The organism is Streptomyces sp. NPDC093600, from assembly GCF_044764755.1.
GTDB lineage: Bacteria > Actinomycetota > Actinomycetes > Streptomycetales > Streptomycetaceae > Streptomyces.
In genome coordinates, this window is record NZ_JBIWIU010000002.1 from 119,401 (window position 1) to 137,817 (window position 18,417).

Consider the following 18,417-nt stretch of genomic DNA (forward strand, 5'->3'; position numbering starts at 1 on the left):
GGGATCTTGCGAGGAAACGGCCGAAAGTCCGGTCATCCGGTAGAGACCTTCACCAAAACCGCCCCATGTGCGGCCTCGGGCTGGTCAACTTTGTCTCGGGGGCAAGACAAGTCGGGGTACAGCACCACACGCATCAAACAGGAGGCCGCCGGTGAGACGAGCGCGCCCAGGGGCAGTGCCCCGCGGGACGGCCGAACGCGCCCTGACGAGTGTCGAGGCCGGAGCCGACTTCGACGTCGAGGAGAACGGAACCGGCGCCGAGACACGGGCCGCCGCGGCCCGTGAGACGCGCGCCGAGGAGCGGGAGGTGGTCGTGTCGAAGCTCTGGCACATCACCCTCTCCGTCTCCGGGGCCGAGGCCCCGCTGACGGAGGTCAGGAGAGGTCTCGAGCAGCTGGCCCACGACCACCCCTTCCTGCTGACCAGCCGCTACGCCAATGATCACGCGGAGATCCGGTACTGGGAAGAGGCCCGCGACCTGCACGACGCCGCCGCGGTCGCGCTCCGGCTGTGGGGCGAGCACCGGCAGAGCGCCAAGCTGCCGCCCTGGGAGATCGTCGGCCTGGAGGTCATCGACCGCGAGACCTACCACCAGCGGATCGCCGAGGGCTACGGCCCGCCGCCCGCCGCCCCGGTGGGGGTCCACCCCTACTGAGCCCTTCCTGGGTGTCCGGGGGTACGGAGCCCTCCCCGGGTGTCCGGGGTCTTTCGAGAGATGTCTCGGAGTGCGGGATACGGACGGGAAACGTGAGGGATGTCCGCAGCGGTGCCAGTACCCTGCGGACATGACCTCGCTCACGCCCCTCGACAATCTGTCCCCGGTCGCCCAGGCCGCCTACCGTGCCCGCTCCGCCGCCGCCGAAATCGCGCCACTTCCGCGCGCGGCCAAGGACGACGCCCTGCTGGCGATCGCGGACGCGCTCGAGGTCCGCACCGCCGAGATCGTCGAGGCCAACGCCGAGGACGTCGAGCGCGCCCGCGAGGCCGGCACCAGCGAGTCCGTCATCGACCGGCTCACCCTCACCCCCGAGCGCGTACGGGCCATCGCCGCCGACGTCCGCGACGTCGCGGCCCTGCCCGACCCGGTCGGTGAGGTCGTCCGCGGCTCGACCCTGCCCAACGGCATCGACCTGCGTCAGGTCCGCGTCCCGCTCGGTGTCGTCGGCATCATCTACGAAGCCCGCCCGAACGTGACGGTCGACGCGGCCGCCCTCTGCCTGAAGTCCGGCAACGCCGTCCTGCTGCGCGGCTCGTCCTCCGCGTACTCCTCCAACACCGCCCTGGTGAAGGTCCTGCGCGACGCCGTCGGAGGGGCGGGCCTGCCCGCCGACGCCATCCAGCTCGTCCCCGGCGAGTCCCGCGACTCGGTACGCGAGCTGATGCGCGCCCGCGGCCTGGTCGACGTCCTGATCCCGCGCGGCGGCGCCTCCCTCATCCGTACGGTCGTCGAGGAGTCGACCGTCCCGGTCATCGAGACCGGCACCGGAAACTGCCACGTCTACGTCGACGCCCAGGCCGACCTCGACATGGCCGTCGACATCCTGGTCAACTCCAAGGCCCAGCGGGTCAGCGTCTGCAACGCCGCCGAGACCCTCCTGGTCCATCAGGACATCGCCGAAGCCTTCCTGCCCAAGGCTCTCGCCGCCCTCGCCGACGCCGGGGTGACCGTCCACGCCGACGAGCGGGTCCTCGCCCACGCCGAGGGCTCCAAGGCCACCGTCGTCCCCGCGACCACCGAGGACTGGGAGGCCGAGTACCTCTCGTACGACATCGCCGCCGCCGTCGTCGACTCGCTGGACGCGGCCGTCTCCCACATCCGGCTCTGGTCCTCGGGCCACACCGAGGCGATCGTCACCACCTCGCAGGCGGCGGCCCGCCGCTTCACCCAGCTGGTCGACTCCACCACCGTCGCCGTCAACGCCTCCACCCGTTTCACCGACGGCGGCCAGTTCGGCTTCGGCGCCGAGATCGGGATCTCGACCCAGAAGCTCCACGCGCGCGGGCCGATGGGCCTGCCGGAGCTGACCTCGACGAAGTACATCGTCACCGGCGATGGCCACACGCGGTAACCCCGATTTCGCCCGTTCGGCGCCACCCGCGCGGCGCCGAACGAGGCCGGAAAGAGGGCCGGACGGGCGGGGACGGTTCGCACTCTCCCTGCCCAAAACCACCTCCCAGGTCTACTCTGAAAAACGTGCCGGACGACGTGGGGGGCAAGCCGTTCCCGGACGGCGTGGACCCTGACGATGCTGACGACCGCGGGGGCGCGGACGAGGACCACGCCACCGTGGTCTTCGACGAGGACTTCGTCCGGGCCGCCGAGATCCATGAACCGACCGCCGTCGAGCGGCTGCTCGCGGCCGCGCAGGCGCGTGCCGAGGCCGAGGCCGCCCGCGCCAGGACGGTCGGCGTCCCGGACGAGCTCCGCGGCGACGACCCCGACGACCCCTACGGCGGCCGCTACGCCGACAGCTGGAACTCCGAGGACGCCGACGACGCCGACGACGACTGCGGGCCGTACGGCCCGCACGGCGGCGCCCTGCGCCCCTATCGGGGCAGCGCCCGCTGGCACCGGCCGGTCGCCTGGGTCCTCGCCCTCGTAATGGGCGTCGGCATGGTCGCCCTCGCCTTCACCGCCGTCTACCGCGGAGCCTCGGCCAACCGCCAGGACCGGATCCCCGCCCCGGCCACCACCGGCATCGACAAGCCGCGCGCCGTGCCCCCTGCCGTCACGGCGCCCTCCGCCTCCGCCGCCTACTCCCCGCCCCCGGTCCCGGCCGCCCCCCGGACGCCCTGATCGTTCGCACTTGTCGTGTACCTGGGCGTTTACCGGAGCTCCGGCGGACCTACCCTGAAGGTATGGCAGGGCGTGGCGACCCGCCTGAGGGGACGGCACCAGACCCCGGCGGTGGTGAGGACGAGTACCGATCCGTCGTCTTCGACGAATCGTTCGTCCGCGCTGCCCGGCTGCAGGAGTTCTCCGCCGCGGAGCGGATGGGCGAGCACGCACAGCCGGTCCGCACCCTCTCCGGCGTCCGGGAGACCAGGAGCGGCTCCCGTCAGGCCGTCCTGCTGGTGCTGCTGATCCTCCTGGCCTTCGGAACCGCCATCTACCTCGGCGTCCGCAACCCCTACATGCCACCCGGCGACCAGCGGGCCGAACCGCTGCGGACCACCGTGGTCCCCCTGGCCCCGCAGGGCCCCGTGGTCGGCGGCGAACCGGCTCGGCTGTTCGCCCGCAGCCCCGCCGCCGAGTACCGCGGCGGCCCCGCCGGGATCAACCTCCCGGACACCGGGCGCACCGGCCATTTCTCGGAGAGCCAGGTGGTCACGGCCCTCAGCATCGCCAAGGACTATCTCGTCGCCTCCTCGCTCGAAGCCGACGTGCTGACCGGGGTGACGGTGCGGCCCGTCCGTCTGCTGCTCGACCCGGACCAGCTGGAGCAGTTCGACCGGAGCGTCGAGTCGTCGAGGGACGACGGCCGGCACGCCGTCTCCGGCTGGCTGGTGCGCTTCGACCCCAAGAAGGTCGAGCTGGCCGACCCGACCCCCCGGGTCCAGGGCACCCTCCGCTTCGCGGAGACGACGACGGACATGCTGGAGGTGACCGCCGACCACACCTTCACCTATGCCGTACGCCCGGCCACCTCCGGCGCCGGTCCCACGGCTCAGGCGTCCCTCTTCGCGGTCCATCGCGAGCTGCACTTCCGCTTCGACCGGGAAAATCTGCGGATGCACCGCGCCGAGCTGGTGACCAGCGTCGTCCAGGCCGGCCCGCAGGCATGCGACGCCGCGGCCGCCGGAGCCCTGAAGCCGCTCCTGGCCGGCGAGCGGGTCTCCGCCTCCGGCGGTCCGGCGGTCACCGACCCGTACGCCACGGGCCGGCCCGCCGTCGCATCGCTCTGCGGGGCGCTGGCGCCCGGCGCTCAGCCCTCGCTCTGACCGCCCTTCCCGTCCTTCGGGGTGCCGCCCTCTCCGCTGCCGCCGCCCGCGCCACCGCCGGTCTCGCCGGGCGTCGGGCCCTCGCCGTCCGCCGCTCCGCCGCGCGGGGCCCCGCCGCCGAACCGGCTGCGCAGCTTCCCGCCCAGATCACCGGCCAGGTCGCCCGCGCCGCCCGCGATGTCGCCGACCAGCTTCATCAGCGGATCCTTGCTGGTGCGGACCGACTCGGCGTAGTGCCCGGCGGACTCGCGGAAGGAGTCGCTCACCGAGGTGTCCTTGTCCTCCGAGCGCCGCGGGTAGTGCCCGTCCATGATCCGCTGATAGTCACGGGACTCGGACCACTTCTTCAGCTCGGCGGCCCGGACGGTGGCGAAGGGGTGCGAGCGCGGCAGCACGTTCATGATCTTCAGCACGGAGTCGCGCAGATCGCCGGCCTTCTCGTACTCGTCCGCCTGGGCGAGGAACGCGTCCACGTTCATCTCGTGCAGATGGTTGCCGCCGGCGATCTTCATCAGACCGCGCATCGACGCCTGCAGGTCCTGGCCGACCAGCAGCCCCGCCCGGTCCGCCGACAGCTCCGACTTGCGGAACCACTCCCGCAGCGCGGTCACGATCGCCATGATCGCGACATTGCCCAGCGGGATCCAGGCCACCTTCAGCGCCAGGCTGGTGAGGAACAGCAGGATCGTGCGGTACACCGAGTGCCCGGAGAGCGCGTGGCCCACCTCGTGGCCCACGACCGCCCGCATCTCCTCCTCGTCGAGGAGCTCCACGAGCCCGGTGGTGACCACGATGACCGGCTCGTCGAGGCCGACGCACATAGCGTTCGGCTGCGGGTCCTGGGTGACGTACATCGGCGGGACCTTCTCCAGGTCCAGGATGTAACAGGCGTCCCTCAACATGTCGTTGAGGTGCGTGAACTGGGCGTCGCTCACCCGTACGGAGTCGGAGAGGAACAGCAGCCGCAGGCTGCGCTCCGGCAGCAGCCCGCTGAGGGCCTTGAAGACGGTGTCGAAGCCGGTCAGCCTGCGCAGGGCGACGAGGGCGGAGCGGTCGGCGGGATGCTCGTAGGCTCGTGAGGAGATGCCGGGGAAGCGTTTGCGCTGCCTGCTCGGCACGTTCCCCTGGTGGTTGTCGGACTTCTCGGTCATGGTGTGCCCCCTGCTCGTACGAGACCTTGCTCGTCCCCCTGACGCATCACAGCCTAGGCGCTGGGCCCGCGGTGCGCCCGAGCCTGTGGATATCGCCGGGCCTGTGGATATCGTCGGGACGACACCGTCGCCAACGACTGAGTCGGCGTGAGCGTGCCCGAAGGGCCCGCATACGATGTGGGCGAAGTCTCCGCTCCCATTCCCGATCGATAGGTCCTGTCGAAGATGAGCCTCCACAGCACCGCCGCCAACCTGGTCACGCTCGCCCAGGGCGAGCACGGCGGCAACCACGAAAGCCTCAGCCCTTACCTCACCGGTTTCGGCGCGCTCGGTGCGCTCCTCCTCCTGCTGTGGATCACCACCCGCTTCAACCGCGACCGCTGAGCCGGGGACCGCGGATCCGGCGGCCGCTGCCGTGCCAGTAGGCTCTGCACGCATGGGAGAGCAGGAAGTGCCTACTGGCAGCCGCGGCAAGCGCCGACTCGGCGTGATGGGCGGGACGTTCGACCCGATCCACCACGGACACCTGGTGGCCGCCAGTGAGGTGGCCGCCCTGTTCCACCTCGACGAGGTGGTGTTCGTACCGACCGGGCAGCCGTGGCAGAAGAGCCACAAGGCCGTCTCGGCGGCCGAGGACCGCTATCTGATGACGGTCATCGCCACCGCGTCCAACCCGCAGTTCTCGGTCAGCCGGATCGAGATCGACCGCGGCGGACCGACGTACACCATCGACACCCTGCGGGACCTGCGCTCCCTCAACAGCGACTCGGACCTCTTCTTCATCACCGGGGCCGACGCGCTGTCGCAGATCCTCACCTGGCGTGACGCCGAGGAACTCTTCTCACTCGCCCACTTCATCGGCGTCACCCGCCCGGGCCACGACCTGACGGACGACGGCCTGCCCAAGGGCGGGGTGTCGCTGGTCGAGGTGCCGGCGCTGGCGATCTCCTCCACGGACTGCCGGGCCAGGGTCGCCCAGGGCGACCCGGTCTGGTACCTGGTGCCGGACGGCGTGGTGCGCTACATCGACAAGCGCCAGTTGTACCGCGGCGAGTGAGCCTCGGAGAGGGGCACCGGTGAACGATCAGCACAACCCGTACGACCCGTACTACCCACCGTCGCAGCCGCAGATCATCGGCTATGACGAGTACGGGCAGCCGGTCTACCAGCAGGTTCCGCCGCAGGCGCAGCAGCAGTACGACCCGCACGCCCAGCAGCAGGCGCCGCAGCCGGGCTACGGCTACGGCTACGAAGGCTATGACGCCTACGGCCAGCCGCTCCAGGCGCAGGAGCAGCAGTACGACCCGTACGCGCAGCAGGCCCAGCAGTCCCATCAGGCCCAGCAGTCGCAGGAACCCCAGCAGCAGTCACAGCAGCCTCAGAGCTACGGCTACACCCCCTACGACTACGACACCGGCCCGCAGCAGACGGGCCAGCAGTGGGCCGCCCAGGCCGAGCCCGCCGCCGCCCCCGCCCCGGTGGCGGCCCCCGTCGCCGCGCCCGCCGGGGTCCCCGGCCAGCGCCCGGCGCCCCAGGAGGACCGCGACGGCGACGGCGACGGCGGTGACGAGCGCGCCTACCGCACCGAGCAGTTCTCGTTCATCGAGGAGCCCGACGAGGACTCCGAGGACGTCATCGACTGGCTGAAGTTCACCGAGAGCCGCTCCGAGCGGCGCGAGGAGGCCAGGCGCCGCGGCCGCAACCGGATCGTCGCCCTGGTCGTCGTCCTCGTCCTCGCCGCCGTCGGCGGTGTCGGCTACCTCTGGTCCGCGGGCATGCTCCCCGGCACGTCCGACGACGGACAGCCGCAGAACACCGCCACCGGCCCGCAGAAACGCGACACGATCGTCGTCCACCTCCACGACACCAAGGGCGGCGGCACCTCCACCGCCCTGCTGGTGGACAACACCACGACCAAGCAGGGCACCACCGTCCTCCTCCCCAACGCCCTCTCCGTCGCCGACGCCGAGGGCACCACCACCACGCTCGGCAAATCCGTCGAGGACGACGGCTCCAGCGGCACCCGTGAGGCGATCGGCAACCTCCTCGGCACCCGGATCACCGGAACATGGCGGCTCGACACCCCGTACCTGGAGAACCTCGTCGAGCTGGTCAGCAACATCGAGGTCAGCACCGACACCGAGGTGCCCGGCGAGAAGAAGGGCGACGCGCCGCTCGTCCTCAAGGGCGAGAACCAGACACTCAACGGCCGTGCCGCCGTCGCCTACGCCACCTACCGCGCGCCCGGCGAGGCCGAGGCCAAGCAGCTGCAGCGCTTCGGCCAGGTCATGTACGGCGTGCTGCGGAAGCTCTCCGACGACCCGAAGGCCGCCACGGTCACGATCGAGACGCTCGCCCAGATCCTCGACCCCTCGTTGCCGGAGAAGGACCTCGGCGCCTCCCTGGCCAAGCTGGCCGAGCACGCCAAGGTCGGCGACCACAAGACGGCGCTCCTCCCGGTGGAGCAGGACGGCTCGCTGAGCGAGGACGCCGCCGACAGCGTGGTCAAGGACATCCTCGGCGGCAAGGTCAGCGCCCCCGAGAAGGGAGCGGCGGCACGCGTCTCGATCCGCAACGCGACCGGAGACGACGGCGCCACCGAGGCCGCCCGGATCGTCCTGATCAACGGCGGCTTCGCCTTCGCCGGCGGCTCCGGGACGGACACCGAGAACAGGTCCGAGGTCCTCTACACCGACGACGCCCAGAAGGCGACCGCGGTCGAGGTCGCCAAGACGCTCGGGCTGCCGGCCGGCTCGGTGAAGAAGGGCAAGGCCGCCGGAAACGCTGAGGTCACGGTGGTGCTGGGCGAGGACTACAAGATCCCCGGCAGCAAGGGCTGACCGGCGGGTGACCTTCCCCTCGCCGTACCGCCCCGTAAAGGTTTACGGGGCGGTCGGTGGTACGTGAGACCCTTGAGGTGTCTCTGACCGCCGACGAAAGCCTGCTTGTGACCGCCACAGATCGCTCCATCGAGCTCGTCAACGCCGCCGCCCAGGCGGCGGCCGACCGGCTCGCGCACGACATCATCGCGTACGACGTCAGTGATGTGCTGTCGATCACCGACGCCTTCCTGGTCGCCTCCGCTCCCAACGACCGCCAGGTCAAGTCGATCGTCGACGAGATCGAGGAGCGCCTGAACAAGGAGCTCGGCGCCAAGCCGGTGCGCCGGGAGGGCGACCGCGACGCCCGCTGGATCCTCCTGGACTACGTCGACATCGTCGTCCACGTCCAGCACAGCGAGGAGCGGGTCTTCTACGCCCTGGAGCGGCTCTGGAAGGACTGTCCCGAGCTGTCCCTGCCCGAGGACGCCCTGAAGACGCGCGGCAAGGCGGCGGAGCACGCCCGCCTCACCGGCGCCGAGGGACCGGACGGTGAGCTGAGCTGAACGGCACCAAGGGCGGCAGGGGCCGCCGTATCGTCCTGTGGCGCCACGGCCAGACCTCATGGAACCTGGAGCGCCGTTTCCAGGGCTCCACGGACATCGAGCTGACCGAGACCGGTGTCGCCCAGGCCCGCCGGGCCGCCCGCCTCCTCGCCTCGCTGAAGCCGGACGCGATCATCGCCTCCGACCTGAAGCGGGCGGCGGCCACCGCGGGCGAGCTGGCCTCCCTCACCGGCCACCCCGTCGCGTACGACTCCGCGCTGCGCGAGACGTACGCGGGGGAGTGGCAGGGCCTGACCCACGACGAGATCGTCGCGCGGTACGGCGAGCAGTACGCCGCCTGGAAGCGCGGCGAGCCCGTGCGCCGGGGCGGCGGCGAACTGGAGACCGAGGTGGCCGACCGTGCCGCCCCGGTGGTCCTGGAGCACGTCGACAAGCTGCCCGAGGACGGCACGCTGGTCGTCGTCAGCCACGGCGGCACCATCCGCACCACCATCGGCCGTCTCCTCGACCTGGAGGCGCGCCACTGGGAGAGCCTGGGCGGGCTCTCCAACTGCTGCTGGTCGGTCCTCGGCGAGGGGGCCCGCGGCTGGCGTCTGCTCGAGCACAACGCCGGCACGCTGCCCGAACCCGTCCTCGGCGACGACGACTGACCGACGACGACCGACCGGCCGCGGCACCCCCCGAAGCCCGGATTTCACTTTCCGGCAGGTCACAGGCTAAAGTTCTTCTTGTTCGCAGCGCGGAGCGCGAAGAACACGAGGGGCTATAGCTCAGTTGGTAGAGCGCCTGCATGGCATGCAGGAGGTCAGGAGTTCAATTCTCCTTAGCTCCACAGTCACCGAATCCCGTCCCCAGCAGGGGGCGGGATTCGTCGTTCCCCTCCCCTGCGCGCCCTCCTCCTCCGTATCGGCCCAGCGCGCTGCCCCCTCTTGCGGCGCCATGGCAGAATCGGCACGGCCGGAGGGGACGAGGGTCCGGACGGGAGGGAGTGTGCGCATGGCCGCGAGCGGTTCCGAAGGTGCCGAGTGTGCCGAGGTCGATACCGTCGCGGAGCCCGTCGAGGACCACCCCGGGGCCGAGGACGGCGCCCGGGCCCGGCTCGACTGCCCCTCGTGCGGCTCCGCCCGGGTCGCCCAAGTGCTCGGCGACAACGGCGGAGTGTCCTATGTGTGCACGTCCTGCGGCCACAGCTGGAGCTGAGTGATGGGTGCACACAGGCGGAAGTGCGACTGGTGCGGCAGTGGTACGCCCATCGTCCGCGACATGGACCCGGTCAACACCGAGTACCAGTACTGGTGCGAGGAGTGCGCGCGGGCGCTGATCATAAAAGGCGACCCCATCGAGACCTACCGCGAGCTCGAGGGCGAGCCGATCTACGGACGGCTCCTCGACGAGCACTGCACCCTCAAGCGGTTCTACTCCTTCGCCACCGCCTGACGCCGTACCCGACGAACAGCGCCGTCACCGTCAGCGGATAGACGGCCGAGAGCACCATCTGACCGGCGTTCTGGTCGAGTTCGGGGCGACCCGGGTCGTGCGGCACCCACCACAGCGCGAACGAGGCGAACGCCAGCGCCACCGGCACCAGCACCGGCCACACCGGCTTCACCCGGTCCGCGATCAGGAGCAGCAGCGGCACGCACCACACCCAGTGGTGCGACCAGGAGATGGGGCTGATCATCAGCGCCGTGACCGCGCAGACCACCACCGCCAGGGCCTTGTCCCCGCGCAGCGCGGCCCGTATCGCGAGCACCATCGCCGCACCGCCGCAGACGGCCGCGGTGACCGCCCACCACATGCCCGGATCGTCGGTGTGCATCAGCCGGGCGAGCACCCCGCGCAGGGACTGGTTGGCGGTCTCCTCGGCGAAGCCCACCCGGCCGCTCTCGAAGAGCGTCCCGGTCCAGAAGCGCCGGGAGTCGTACGGCAGGACCAGGGCGCTGAGCAGGGTCGCGGTGAGGAACGTCGCTGTCGCCGTGGCGGCCGTGCGCAGCCACGGGTTCCAGCCCTTGTCGCGCCGGAGGATCAGCAGACCGGCGGCGAGGAGGAGGACGACGAAGAGTCCGGGTGTGAGCTTCACCGCAGTGGCGAGACCGATGCCGACACCGGCCCAGCGGTGTCCCGTACGCCGGGTGAGGTCCCAGAGCACGGCGACGGCGATGAGCAGATTGATCTGGCCGTACCGCAGCGTCGTCCACACCGGCTCGCACCAGACCACGACGGCGGCCACCCAGAACGTCCTGCGCCACAACTCCTCGCGCGCCAGGGCCGGGCGGACCAGTTGGAGCGAGAGCTGGACCAGCGCGATCACCAGGAGGAGGTTCCCCGCGGTGGCCAGCGTCCGCATCAGCGGGACCCCGACCAGCGTCAGCGGGACGAACAGCAGCCCGGCGAACGGCGGGTAGGTCATGGCGAGGTTCGCCGAGGTGGCGCGCATCGCGTAGAGATCGCCGCCGGCCCGGACCGTCTCGCCCTCGGCCCGGTAGACCATCACGTCGAGCATGTTCACGTGGGCGAGGCGCTGGGCCACCCAGAAGGCGATGAAGGAGAGCAGGCACACCGCCGCGGCGGTGGCGAGGGGCCACTGGCGGGCGCGGGCTCGGGCGAGGACGGACACGGTCACAGAGGGGGACCCTACCTGCCGTCCTCCGGCCGCCAGGGAAACGATTTGGTGATCCCCCGGAGGGCCGGTTAATGTTCTGTCTGTCGCCGCGGGGGAAACCCGGAACGGGGCGGACAGTACGGGGCTATAGCTCAGTTGGTAGAGCGCCTGCATGGCATGCAGGAGGTCAGGAGTTCAATTCTCCTTAGCTCCACAGAAGAGAAGCGGGTCATCCGGATCGGATGACCCGCTTCTTCGTGTGTCGGGGTGTGCCGTGCCGGGTGTGCCGGCGTCAACCCAGGCCGGTTCCCAGCGCCTTGCGGCCCGTGACCGGCGGCAGGACGGGCCGTTCCGCGGGCGGCGCCTCCACCCGGAGCGCCAGCGCGGGACAGCGGCGTACGGCCCGCTGCGCGCGTCCTCGCAGATGCACCGGTACGGAAGCGTCGGCCAGGGCCGGATAACCGTCCGGGCCCAGCCTGATCAGCTCCGGCACGATGTCGGCGCACAGTCCGTGCCCCTGGCACAGGGTCCAGTCCACGGCCAGCTTCTCGCCGCTCGGGATCGACTCCTCCTGGTCCTGGTAGCCGGGGCCGGGCAGCGGCAGCACCCCTGTCGTCGGGCGGCCGCAGCCGCCGTCGAGGACATGGGCGGCCAGATCGTCCGTGAACGCCGACAGCGTGGAGGCGAGGAAGCGGGCCGAGCCGTCGGGATGCTTGCACGCGCCGCGTCCCTTCACCGCCTGCGTCACCGCCCGCAGCGCCTCCAGCGCGGCCGGGCCGCCGCCGTTCAGCACGTCCGAAAGACCGCCGGCCGCCGCGGGCAGACCGAGCCGGCACGGTCCGCACTGGCCGGCCGTCTCCGCCGCCAGCCAGTTCGCCACCCGCAGCGATTCGCCGAGCGGACACGTCTCGGGACCGATCGGCAGGATCGCCCCGGCGCCCAGGGCGCCGCCGACGGCCGCCAGGGATGCGCGCGAGACGACGGCGTTGTGGACGGCGGTCGAGTCGATCCAGTTGCCGTGGTAGCCGCCGGTGAGAACGCCCTGCGGCAGCGGCGGGGCACCTGCCAGCTGGAGCACGTACCGCAGGGGGACGCCCGTCGGGACCTCGACCACCATGGGGCGCGCGACCGCCCCCGAGATCGTCAGGAGGACCGTGCCGGGCTCGGAGTCCAGGCCGGTGTGGCCGAAGCGGCGCGGGCCGATCCGGGCGGCGACGGCCAGCTGGGCGAACGTCTCGGCGTTGGAGAGCAGGGTCGGCGCGCCGCCCACCCCCGACTCCGCCGCGCGCTCACGGCGGCCGAGGGGCAGAGCGGGGCCCCCGCCCGCCGCGCGGACGACCGCCGACGCCTCGCCGGAGACCATCCGCTCGGGAGTACGGACGACACGCGCGCGTAGTGCCTGCCCGCGCCGGTCGGAGAGACCGCGTTCGGCCAGGGCGGCCCGGACGGAGATCTCCGTGGAGTTACGGGTGACGGCGACAACCAGGGTCCGGGCGCCGAGCGCCTCGGCGGCCAGCAGGGCGCCGTCCAGGATCAGGTGCGGAGCGCGGTTGAGGAGCACCGTGTCCTTGCGGCAGGCCGGCTCCCCCTCGCTGCCGTTGATCACCACGACGGGGCGCACACCGCGGCGGATCGCCGCCTGCGCGACCGCCCTCAGCTTGCGGCCGAAGGGAAAACCGGCGCCACCGCGCCCGTGCAGGGATATCTCGTCCGTGAGCTGGGCGAGCCGCTCGCCGCTCATCGGCTCCAGCGGTCCGTGCACCTTCAGGTGCATGGCGAGGCCCAGCCGCTCCACCAGGTCGAAGCCCTGGGTGAGCTGCGGCAGACCGACCACGCGGACCTCGGGGACGTCGGGGAGGGGTCGGTTCACGGGCGGTCCCCTCCGGGCGCGGTCCAGGGCTCACCCGCGGGCGGCGGGCTCGCGTGGGTCGGTATCGGCATCGGGGGCGAGGGTGTGGGCCAGTAGCCGGGTCGGGACGAAGGCGGACGGGGAGAGGGGTCGGGGACGACGGGAAGCTCCTCGGTCATGGGGACGCGCTCGGCGAGCGGGGCGCCGGGATCGACGGGGGCGGGCGGGTTCGGGGCGGGAAACGGGCTGCGTGAGACGGCGCGATAGGCGGCGGAGAAACCCGCGCCGGGGCGCGGGGGCGGTGGCGCCGTCTCGTACAACTGGGGTACGGGGGGAGGCGGCGGCGCGTTCATCGGGGGCCGGGCGACGGGTCGATCCAGCCATTCGGCGGACAGCGTGGGGGGCTCGTCGGGGGGCGGCGGCGGCTCCTCCTCGTCCCGCCGCTGGGGCCCGGCGGTCCGCCCGGCGGCCGGTCGACCGCGGCGGCCCCGGCGGCCGCGGCCCTCCAGGGAGGTCAGGAACGCGGCCAGCCGGTCGGCGAACTCGCGCTGTGCGGGGGCGGGCAACTGGCGCAGCGCGACGGCCGCGGCCACCGCCGCGAGCGCCAGGCAGTACATGACCACGACCCAGTCGGCCGCCGGCCGGCCCGCGTACAGGCCGTGGATCAGGGCGAAGCACCACGCGGGGTAGGCCAGCATGTGCAGCGGGCGCCAGTGGGCGGCGAACCGGCTCCGGCAGGCCAGGGTGGAGCGCAGGGCACCGGTCGCGGCGGTGATCACCATCAGCAGACCGGCGAGCGAGCCGAAGCCGATGAGACCGGCGGCGCCGGTGATGCCGAGGCCGAAGGGGATCAGCGCCCCGATCGGCTCGACATGGCCGAGGGAGACCTTGATCGTGCCGTGCAGCAGCAGAAAGCCGAGGGAGGCGACGGCGGTGGCGCGGTGGACGCCCTGGGCGAGCAGCCGGTGACGCGCGGAGAGCAGCAGCCGGTCGGTGGCGACCAGGCCCCACGCGACCGAGGCGGTCAGCGCCACCAGCGCCAGCACACCGGTGGTGAAGTCGAGCGCGGCCCGGAAACCGTCACTGCCGCCTATCGCGAGCAGCGGAATGATCACCAGTCCCGCGATCGAAAGCCCGCCCCGGACCGGCCGGCTCAAACCGGTGCGCAGGGCGGGAGAAGAACGGATCTTGCGATGAGGGTTCATGGGGGCGACTCCGGAATGGTGCGGATAAGCGGTCCCGTTGCCGCATGCTAAGTCGCTGCATACCGACCGGTAGGTGGTTTGCTCGTTTACGCGGGGCGCAACGCGTAACTGACTCTGGGGTTGCCCTGGATAGGGGCGATACGCGGAGTAACCCGGGCGGCTCGGGCGCCCCGCGGCCCAGCGGGCGGAACGTCGGTGCGGGTCGCTCGGGCCCTGCGGTACCCTGACGCCATGCGTGCCGTACGCCTTCTGCTTAGCGAGCCGCGCTGATCAGTCCCGACGGATGAAAGATCCGGTCGGAATCGGCGCGGCGTCCCCTCCTGTGCGAGGGGATTTTTCATTTCGTGGCATTTCGTGGCAGTGGGCAGAGACGATCGATGGAGCTTCAAGGATCATGAGCGAGATGAATTCGGCTGCCGAGACGGCGGCCCCGCATCGTTATACGGCGGCGATGGCCGCCGACATCGAGGCACGCTGGCAGGACTTCTGGGACGCCGAAGGCACGTACGAGGCACCGAACCCCACCGGTGACCTGGCGGGCGATCCCGAGATCGCCGCCCGGCCCAAGAAGTTCATCATGGACATGTTCCCGTACCCCTCGGGTGCGGGTCTGCACGTCGGTCACCCGCTGGGCTACATCGCCACCGATGTCTTCGCCCGCCACCAGCGCATGACCGGGCACAACGTGCTGCACACCCTGGGCTTCGACGCCTTCGGGCTGCCGGCCGAGCAGTACGCCGTGCAGACGGGCACGCACCCGCGCGTGTCCACCGAGGCCAACATGGAGAACATGAAGGTCCAGCTGCGCCGGCTGGGCCTGGGCCACGACAAGCGCCGGTCGTTCGCCACGATCGACCCGGAGTACTACAAGTGGACCCAGTGGATCTTCCTGCAGATCTTCAACTCCTGGTACGACGACGAGGCCGGTAGGGCCCGCCCGATCGCCGAACTGGTCGAGCAGTTCGAGAACGGCACGCGTGAGGTCCCCGGCACGCGCGCGTGGAGCGAGCTGACGGCCGCCGAGCGCGCCGACGTCCTGGGCGACTTCCGCCTGGCGTACGCCTCCGACGCGCCCGTGAACTGGTGCCCCGGCCTGGGCACGGTCCTGGCCAACGAGGAGGTCACCGCCGACGGACGCTCCGAGCGCGGCAACTTCCCCGTCTTCAAGGCCAAGCTGCGCCAGTGGAACATGCGCATCACCGCCTACGCGGACCGCCTGCTGGACGACCTGGACGCGCTGGACTGGCCCGAGGCCATCAAGCTGCAGCAGCGGAACTGGATCGGCCGCTCCGAGGGCGCCCGCGTCGACTTCCAGGTCGGCGACTCCGACGCCATCACCGTCTTCACCACCCGCCAGGACACCCTGTTCGGCGCCACCTACATGGTCCTGGCCCCCGAGCACCCCCTGGTCGACGGCGCCGCGAAGATCATCCCGGCCGCCTGGCCCGAGGGCACCCACGACGTGTGGACCGGCGGCCACGCCACCCCCGCCGAGGCCGTCGACGCCTACCGCAAGCAGGCCGCCTCCAAGTCCGACGTCGAGCGGCAGGCCGAGGCCAAGGACAAGACCGGCGTCTTCACCGGTGTGTTCGCCACCAACCCGGTCAGCGGCGAGCGGGTCCCCGTCTTCATCGCCGACTACGTCCTGATGGGCTACGGCACCGGCGCGATCATGGCCGTCCCGGCGCACGACTCCCGGGACTTCGCCTTCGCGCGCGCCTTCGAGCTGCCGATGCGCTGCGTCGTCGAGCCGAGCGACGGCCGCGGCACCGACCCGTCCACCTGGGACGACGCCTTCTCCTCGTACGAGGCGAAGCTGATCAACTCCTCGAACGACGACGTCACGCTGGACGGCCTGGGCGTCGTCGAGGCCAAGGCGAGGATCACCGCCTGGCTGGCCGACCGCGGCATCGGCGAGGGCACCGTCAACTTCCGGCTGCGCGACTGGCTGTTCAGCCGCCAGCGCTACTGGGGTGAGCCCTTCCCGATCGTGTACGACGAGGACGGCGTCGCGCACCCGCTGCCCGAGTCGATGCTGCCGCTGGAACTGCCGGAGGTCGACGACTACTCGCCGCGCACCTTCGACCCGGACGACGCCGACACCGAGCCGGAGACGCCGCTGTCGCGCAACGAGGACTGGGTCAACGTCACCCTGGACCTGGGCGACGGGCCGAAGAAGTACCGCCGCGAGACCAACACCATGCCCAACTGGGCCGGTTCCTGCTGGTACGAGCTGCGCTATCTGGACCCGCACAACGACCAGAAGCTGGTCGACCCCGCCATCGAGCAGTACTGGATGGGCCCCCGCGAGGGCATGCCGACCGGTGGCGTCGACCTGTACGTCGGCGGCGCCGAGCACGCCGTACTGCACCTGCTGTACGCGCGGTTCTGGTCCAAGGTGCTGTTCGACCTGGGCCACATCTCCTCCGCCGAGCCGTTCCACAAGCTGTACAACCAGGGCATGATCCAGGCCTTCGTCTACCGCGACGCGCGCGGGATCGCGGTGCCGGCGGCCGAGGTCGAGGAGCGCGACGGCGGCTTCTGGTACCAGGGCGAGAAGGTCAGCCGCGTTCTGGGCAAGATGGGCAAGTCGCTGAAGAACGCGGTCACCCCCGACGAGATCTGCGCCGAGTACGGCGCCGACACCCTGCGCCTGTACGAGATGGCGATGGGCCCGCTGGACGTCTCCCGCCCCTGGGACACGCGCGCGGTGGTCGGCCAGTACCGGCTGCTGCAGCGGCTGTGGCGCAACATCGTCGACGAGTCGACCGGCGAGGTCACGGTCGTCGACACCGCCCCCGACGAGGACACGCTGCGCGCCCTGCACAAGGCGATCGACGGCGTCTCGCAGGACATGGCGGCCATGCGCTTCAACACCGCCATCGCCAAGGTCACCGAGCTGAACAACCACCTGACCAAGGCGGGCGGAGCGGTGTCGCGGCCGGTCGCCGAGCAGCTGGTGCTGCTGGTCGCCCCGCTGGCCCCGCACATCGCCGAGGAGCTGTGGCGCAAGCTGGGCCACACCGACTCGGTCGTCCACCAGGACTTCCCCGTCGCCGACCCGGCGTACGTCGTCGACGAGACGGTGACCTGCGTCGTGCAGATCAAGGGCAAGGTCAAGGCGCGTCTGGAGGTGTCGCCGTCGATCAGCGACGCGGAGCTGGAGGCGCTGGCCCTGGGTGACGCGACCGTGGTCGCGGCGCTGGGCGGCGCGCAGATCCGCAAGGTGATCGTGCGCGCGCCGAAGCTGGTCAACATCGTGGCCGGCTGACGACGAGGCATGGGGACTTTCCCCTACGGGCAGGTTGGGGGTTCCGATGGAACCCACAGCCTGCCCGCTCCGTTTACCGTGGAGAACGACAGCTGAGGAGATCCGGCGCGCGAGGCGACTCGCGAGCCGAGGAACTCGACCGACGCCGGAGGGGCGCACATGGAAGCCGCGATTGTGATCATGGCGCTGCTCTTCTTCGCCTTCGTGGCGCTGGGGGTGTACGCCACCGTGAAGGTCGCCAAGGCCGCCAAGCGCGGTGTCGACCGCACGATCACACAGGCCCGGCGCACGGTCGAGGACACCACACTCCGCGCCAAGAGCTACGGCCAGATCGGGGTCGCCGGCGAACTGGCCCAGCTGAGGCTGTCGCTGCGCACCTCGATGCGGGCCACGCAGGAGGCCCTGCGGGCAGGTGTCGCCGAGGACGCGTCGCTGAAGGAGACCCTGGACCTCTTCCACCGGCTGAGCGCCCACGGCCAGGAGCTGGACGAGGAGCTCAAGCGGCTGGAGCGGGAGCCGGACCGGGCCAGGGTGTCCGGTCATCTTCCCGAGCTGCGGCAGCGTACGGAACAGATCACGCGGTCGGCGGACTCGCTGCGCTGGGCCGCCCGGGACCGGGCACGCCGATTCGCCGAGGACGACCTGTCCTCGCTGAGCGCGCAGATCGACCTGGAGGCGGGCGCGCTGCGCCACTGGGCGGTGACCGACACCCAGGGACGTGACACGGCCGACTTCTCGTGGCCCGAGGCAGGCGCCGCCGCGCCCGGTGCCGACCCGGGGCAGGTGTGGCCGGCGGAAGCCGATGCGGAGCCGGAGAGGGCCTCGGGCGCTTCCGGGGCCACCGCCCCCAAGGGTGATGAAGGGAAGCGGACTCCGCCCGCGATCACGCCCCGCGATCCTCGGCAGACGGCCTATCCCTGGGAGAAGTCCGCCCGGCCCGAGACCACCAACTGACGCTCTGCTGACACGCGTTGACCGGGAGCCAGGACCGGAGACCCGTCCGGCGCGGTGA

Annotated in this window: 17 protein-coding genes and 2 tRNA genes; 15 read left to right on the plus strand and 4 right to left on the minus strand. The window is 71.4% G+C overall.

Translation table 11 applies throughout. From position 1 onward, the window contains the following. Positions 1 to 151: 151 nt before the first annotated feature. The 4 genes from ACIRB4_RS06160 to ACIRB4_RS06175 all read left to right on the plus strand — a co-directional run bounded on the left by ACIRB4_RS06160 (position 152) and on the right by ACIRB4_RS06175 (position 3,942). A complete protein-coding gene (locus ACIRB4_RS06160) occupies positions 152 to 655 on the plus strand; it encodes a hypothetical protein (protein WP_403288798.1) in 504 nt (167 codons plus the stop codon). Between the two features lie 130 nt (positions 656 to 785). After that, positions 786 to 2,069: a glutamate-5-semialdehyde dehydrogenase gene (locus ACIRB4_RS06165; protein ID WP_403288800.1), complete on the plus strand. Its 1,284-nt coding sequence runs from the start codon at positions 786 to 788 to the stop codon at positions 2,067 to 2,069. A 125-nt stretch (positions 2,070 to 2,194) separates the two neighbouring features. Then, on the plus strand, positions 2,195 to 2,797 hold the full coding sequence (locus tag ACIRB4_RS06170; RefSeq protein ID WP_403288801.1) for a hypothetical protein: 603 nt from the start codon (positions 2,195 to 2,197) through the stop codon (positions 2,795 to 2,797). Positions 2,798 to 2,859: 62 nt separating this feature from the next. Next, positions 2,860 to 3,942 carry a hypothetical protein gene (locus ACIRB4_RS06175; RefSeq protein ID WP_403288802.1) on the plus strand — a complete coding sequence of 361 codons (1,083 nt, stop codon included), beginning with the start codon at positions 2,860 to 2,862 and terminating at the stop codon, positions 3,940 to 3,942. Here ACIRB4_RS06175 and ACIRB4_RS06180 read toward each other — a convergent pair. After that, positions 3,927 to 5,093 carry a M48 family metallopeptidase gene (locus tag ACIRB4_RS06180; RefSeq protein ID WP_403288803.1) on the minus strand — a complete coding sequence of 389 codons (1,167 nt, stop codon included), beginning with the start codon at positions 5,091 to 5,093 and terminating at the stop codon, positions 3,927 to 3,929. The genes ACIRB4_RS06175 and ACIRB4_RS06180 overlap by 16 nt on opposite strands. Positions 5,094 to 5,318: 225 nt before the next feature. Between ACIRB4_RS06180 and ACIRB4_RS06185 the strand changes: the two genes are divergently transcribed. The 8 genes from ACIRB4_RS06185 to ACIRB4_RS06220 all read left to right on the plus strand — a co-directional run bounded on the left by ACIRB4_RS06185 (position 5,319) and on the right by ACIRB4_RS06220 (position 9,915). Continuing rightward, positions 5,319 to 5,477 (plus strand): hypothetical protein, encoded by a 159-nt coding sequence (locus ACIRB4_RS06185; RefSeq protein ID WP_403288804.1) that lies wholly within the window; start codon positions 5,319 to 5,321, stop codon positions 5,475 to 5,477. Between the two features lie 52 nt (positions 5,478 to 5,529). Then, positions 5,530 to 6,150 (plus strand): nicotinate-nucleotide adenylyltransferase, encoded by a 621-nt coding sequence (gene nadD / locus ACIRB4_RS06190; protein ID WP_356890438.1) that lies wholly within the window; start codon positions 5,530 to 5,532, stop codon positions 6,148 to 6,150. Positions 6,151 to 6,169: 19 nt separating this feature from the next. Further along, the gene (locus ACIRB4_RS06195) at positions 6,170 to 7,933 is read left to right on the plus strand and encodes an LCP family protein (protein WP_403288805.1); all 1,764 of its coding nucleotides are present in this window, start codon (positions 6,170 to 6,172) and stop codon (positions 7,931 to 7,933) included. A 107-nt stretch (positions 7,934 to 8,040) separates the two neighbouring features. Next, positions 8,041 to 8,478, plus strand: a complete 438-nt coding sequence (gene rsfS, locus ACIRB4_RS06200) for a ribosome silencing factor (RefSeq protein WP_403288806.1) — start codon at positions 8,041 to 8,043, stop codon at positions 8,476 to 8,478. Beyond that, positions 8,475 to 9,128, plus strand: coding sequence for a histidine phosphatase family protein (locus ACIRB4_RS06205; RefSeq protein WP_403289617.1), 654 nt, complete (start codon positions 8,475 to 8,477; stop codon positions 9,126 to 9,128). The genes rsfS and ACIRB4_RS06205 overlap by 4 nt, the downstream gene beginning before the upstream one ends. A 109-nt stretch (positions 9,129 to 9,237) precedes the next feature. Beyond that, a tRNA-Ala gene (locus ACIRB4_RS06210) sits at positions 9,238 to 9,310 on the plus strand. Between the two features lie 164 nt (positions 9,311 to 9,474). Continuing rightward, positions 9,475 to 9,678: a hypothetical protein gene (locus ACIRB4_RS06215; protein ID WP_403288807.1), complete on the plus strand. Its 204-nt coding sequence runs from the start codon at positions 9,475 to 9,477 to the stop codon at positions 9,676 to 9,678. A gap of 3 nt (positions 9,679 to 9,681) precedes the next feature. Next, a complete protein-coding gene (locus ACIRB4_RS06220; RefSeq protein ID WP_137989347.1) occupies positions 9,682 to 9,915 on the plus strand; it encodes a hypothetical protein in 234 nt (77 codons plus the stop codon). Here ACIRB4_RS06220 and ACIRB4_RS06225 read toward each other — a convergent pair. Next, positions 9,884 to 11,101 (minus strand): glycosyltransferase 87 family protein, encoded by a 1,218-nt coding sequence (locus ACIRB4_RS06225; protein WP_403288809.1) that lies wholly within the window; start codon positions 11,099 to 11,101, stop codon positions 9,884 to 9,886. The genes ACIRB4_RS06220 and ACIRB4_RS06225 overlap by 32 nt on opposite strands. 120 nt (positions 11,102 to 11,221) lie before the next feature. Between ACIRB4_RS06225 and ACIRB4_RS06230 the strand changes: the two genes are divergently transcribed. Next, positions 11,222 to 11,294 (plus strand) — tRNA-Ala (locus ACIRB4_RS06230). A 78-nt stretch (positions 11,295 to 11,372) separates the two neighbouring features. Here ACIRB4_RS06230 and ACIRB4_RS06235 read toward each other — a convergent pair. Both ACIRB4_RS06235 and ACIRB4_RS06240 read right to left on the minus strand, forming a co-directional pair. Beyond that, on the minus strand, positions 11,373 to 12,950 hold the full coding sequence (locus tag ACIRB4_RS06235; RefSeq protein ID WP_403288810.1) for an NADH-ubiquinone oxidoreductase-F iron-sulfur binding region domain-containing protein: 1,578 nt from the start codon (positions 12,948 to 12,950) through the stop codon (positions 11,373 to 11,375). Then, positions 12,947 to 14,134: a hypothetical protein gene (locus ACIRB4_RS06240; protein WP_403288811.1), complete on the minus strand. Its 1,188-nt coding sequence runs from the start codon at positions 14,132 to 14,134 to the stop codon at positions 12,947 to 12,949. Before ACIRB4_RS06240 ends, ACIRB4_RS06235 begins: the two co-directional genes overlap by 4 nt. Before the next feature lie 394 nt (positions 14,135 to 14,528). On the opposite strand from ACIRB4_RS06240, the gene leuS reads away from it, so the two are divergent. Together leuS and ACIRB4_RS06250 are read left to right on the plus strand one after the other, a co-directional pair. Next, entirely contained in the window at positions 14,529 to 17,405 is a 2,877-nt protein-coding gene (gene leuS, locus ACIRB4_RS06245; RefSeq protein ID WP_403288812.1) for a leucine--tRNA ligase, read from the plus strand. Between the two features lie 159 nt (positions 17,406 to 17,564). Next, the gene (locus ACIRB4_RS06250) at positions 17,565 to 18,359 is read left to right on the plus strand and encodes a hypothetical protein (RefSeq protein ID WP_403288813.1); all 795 of its coding nucleotides are present in this window, start codon (positions 17,565 to 17,567) and stop codon (positions 18,357 to 18,359) included. Positions 18,360 to 18,417: the final 58 nt, after the last annotated feature.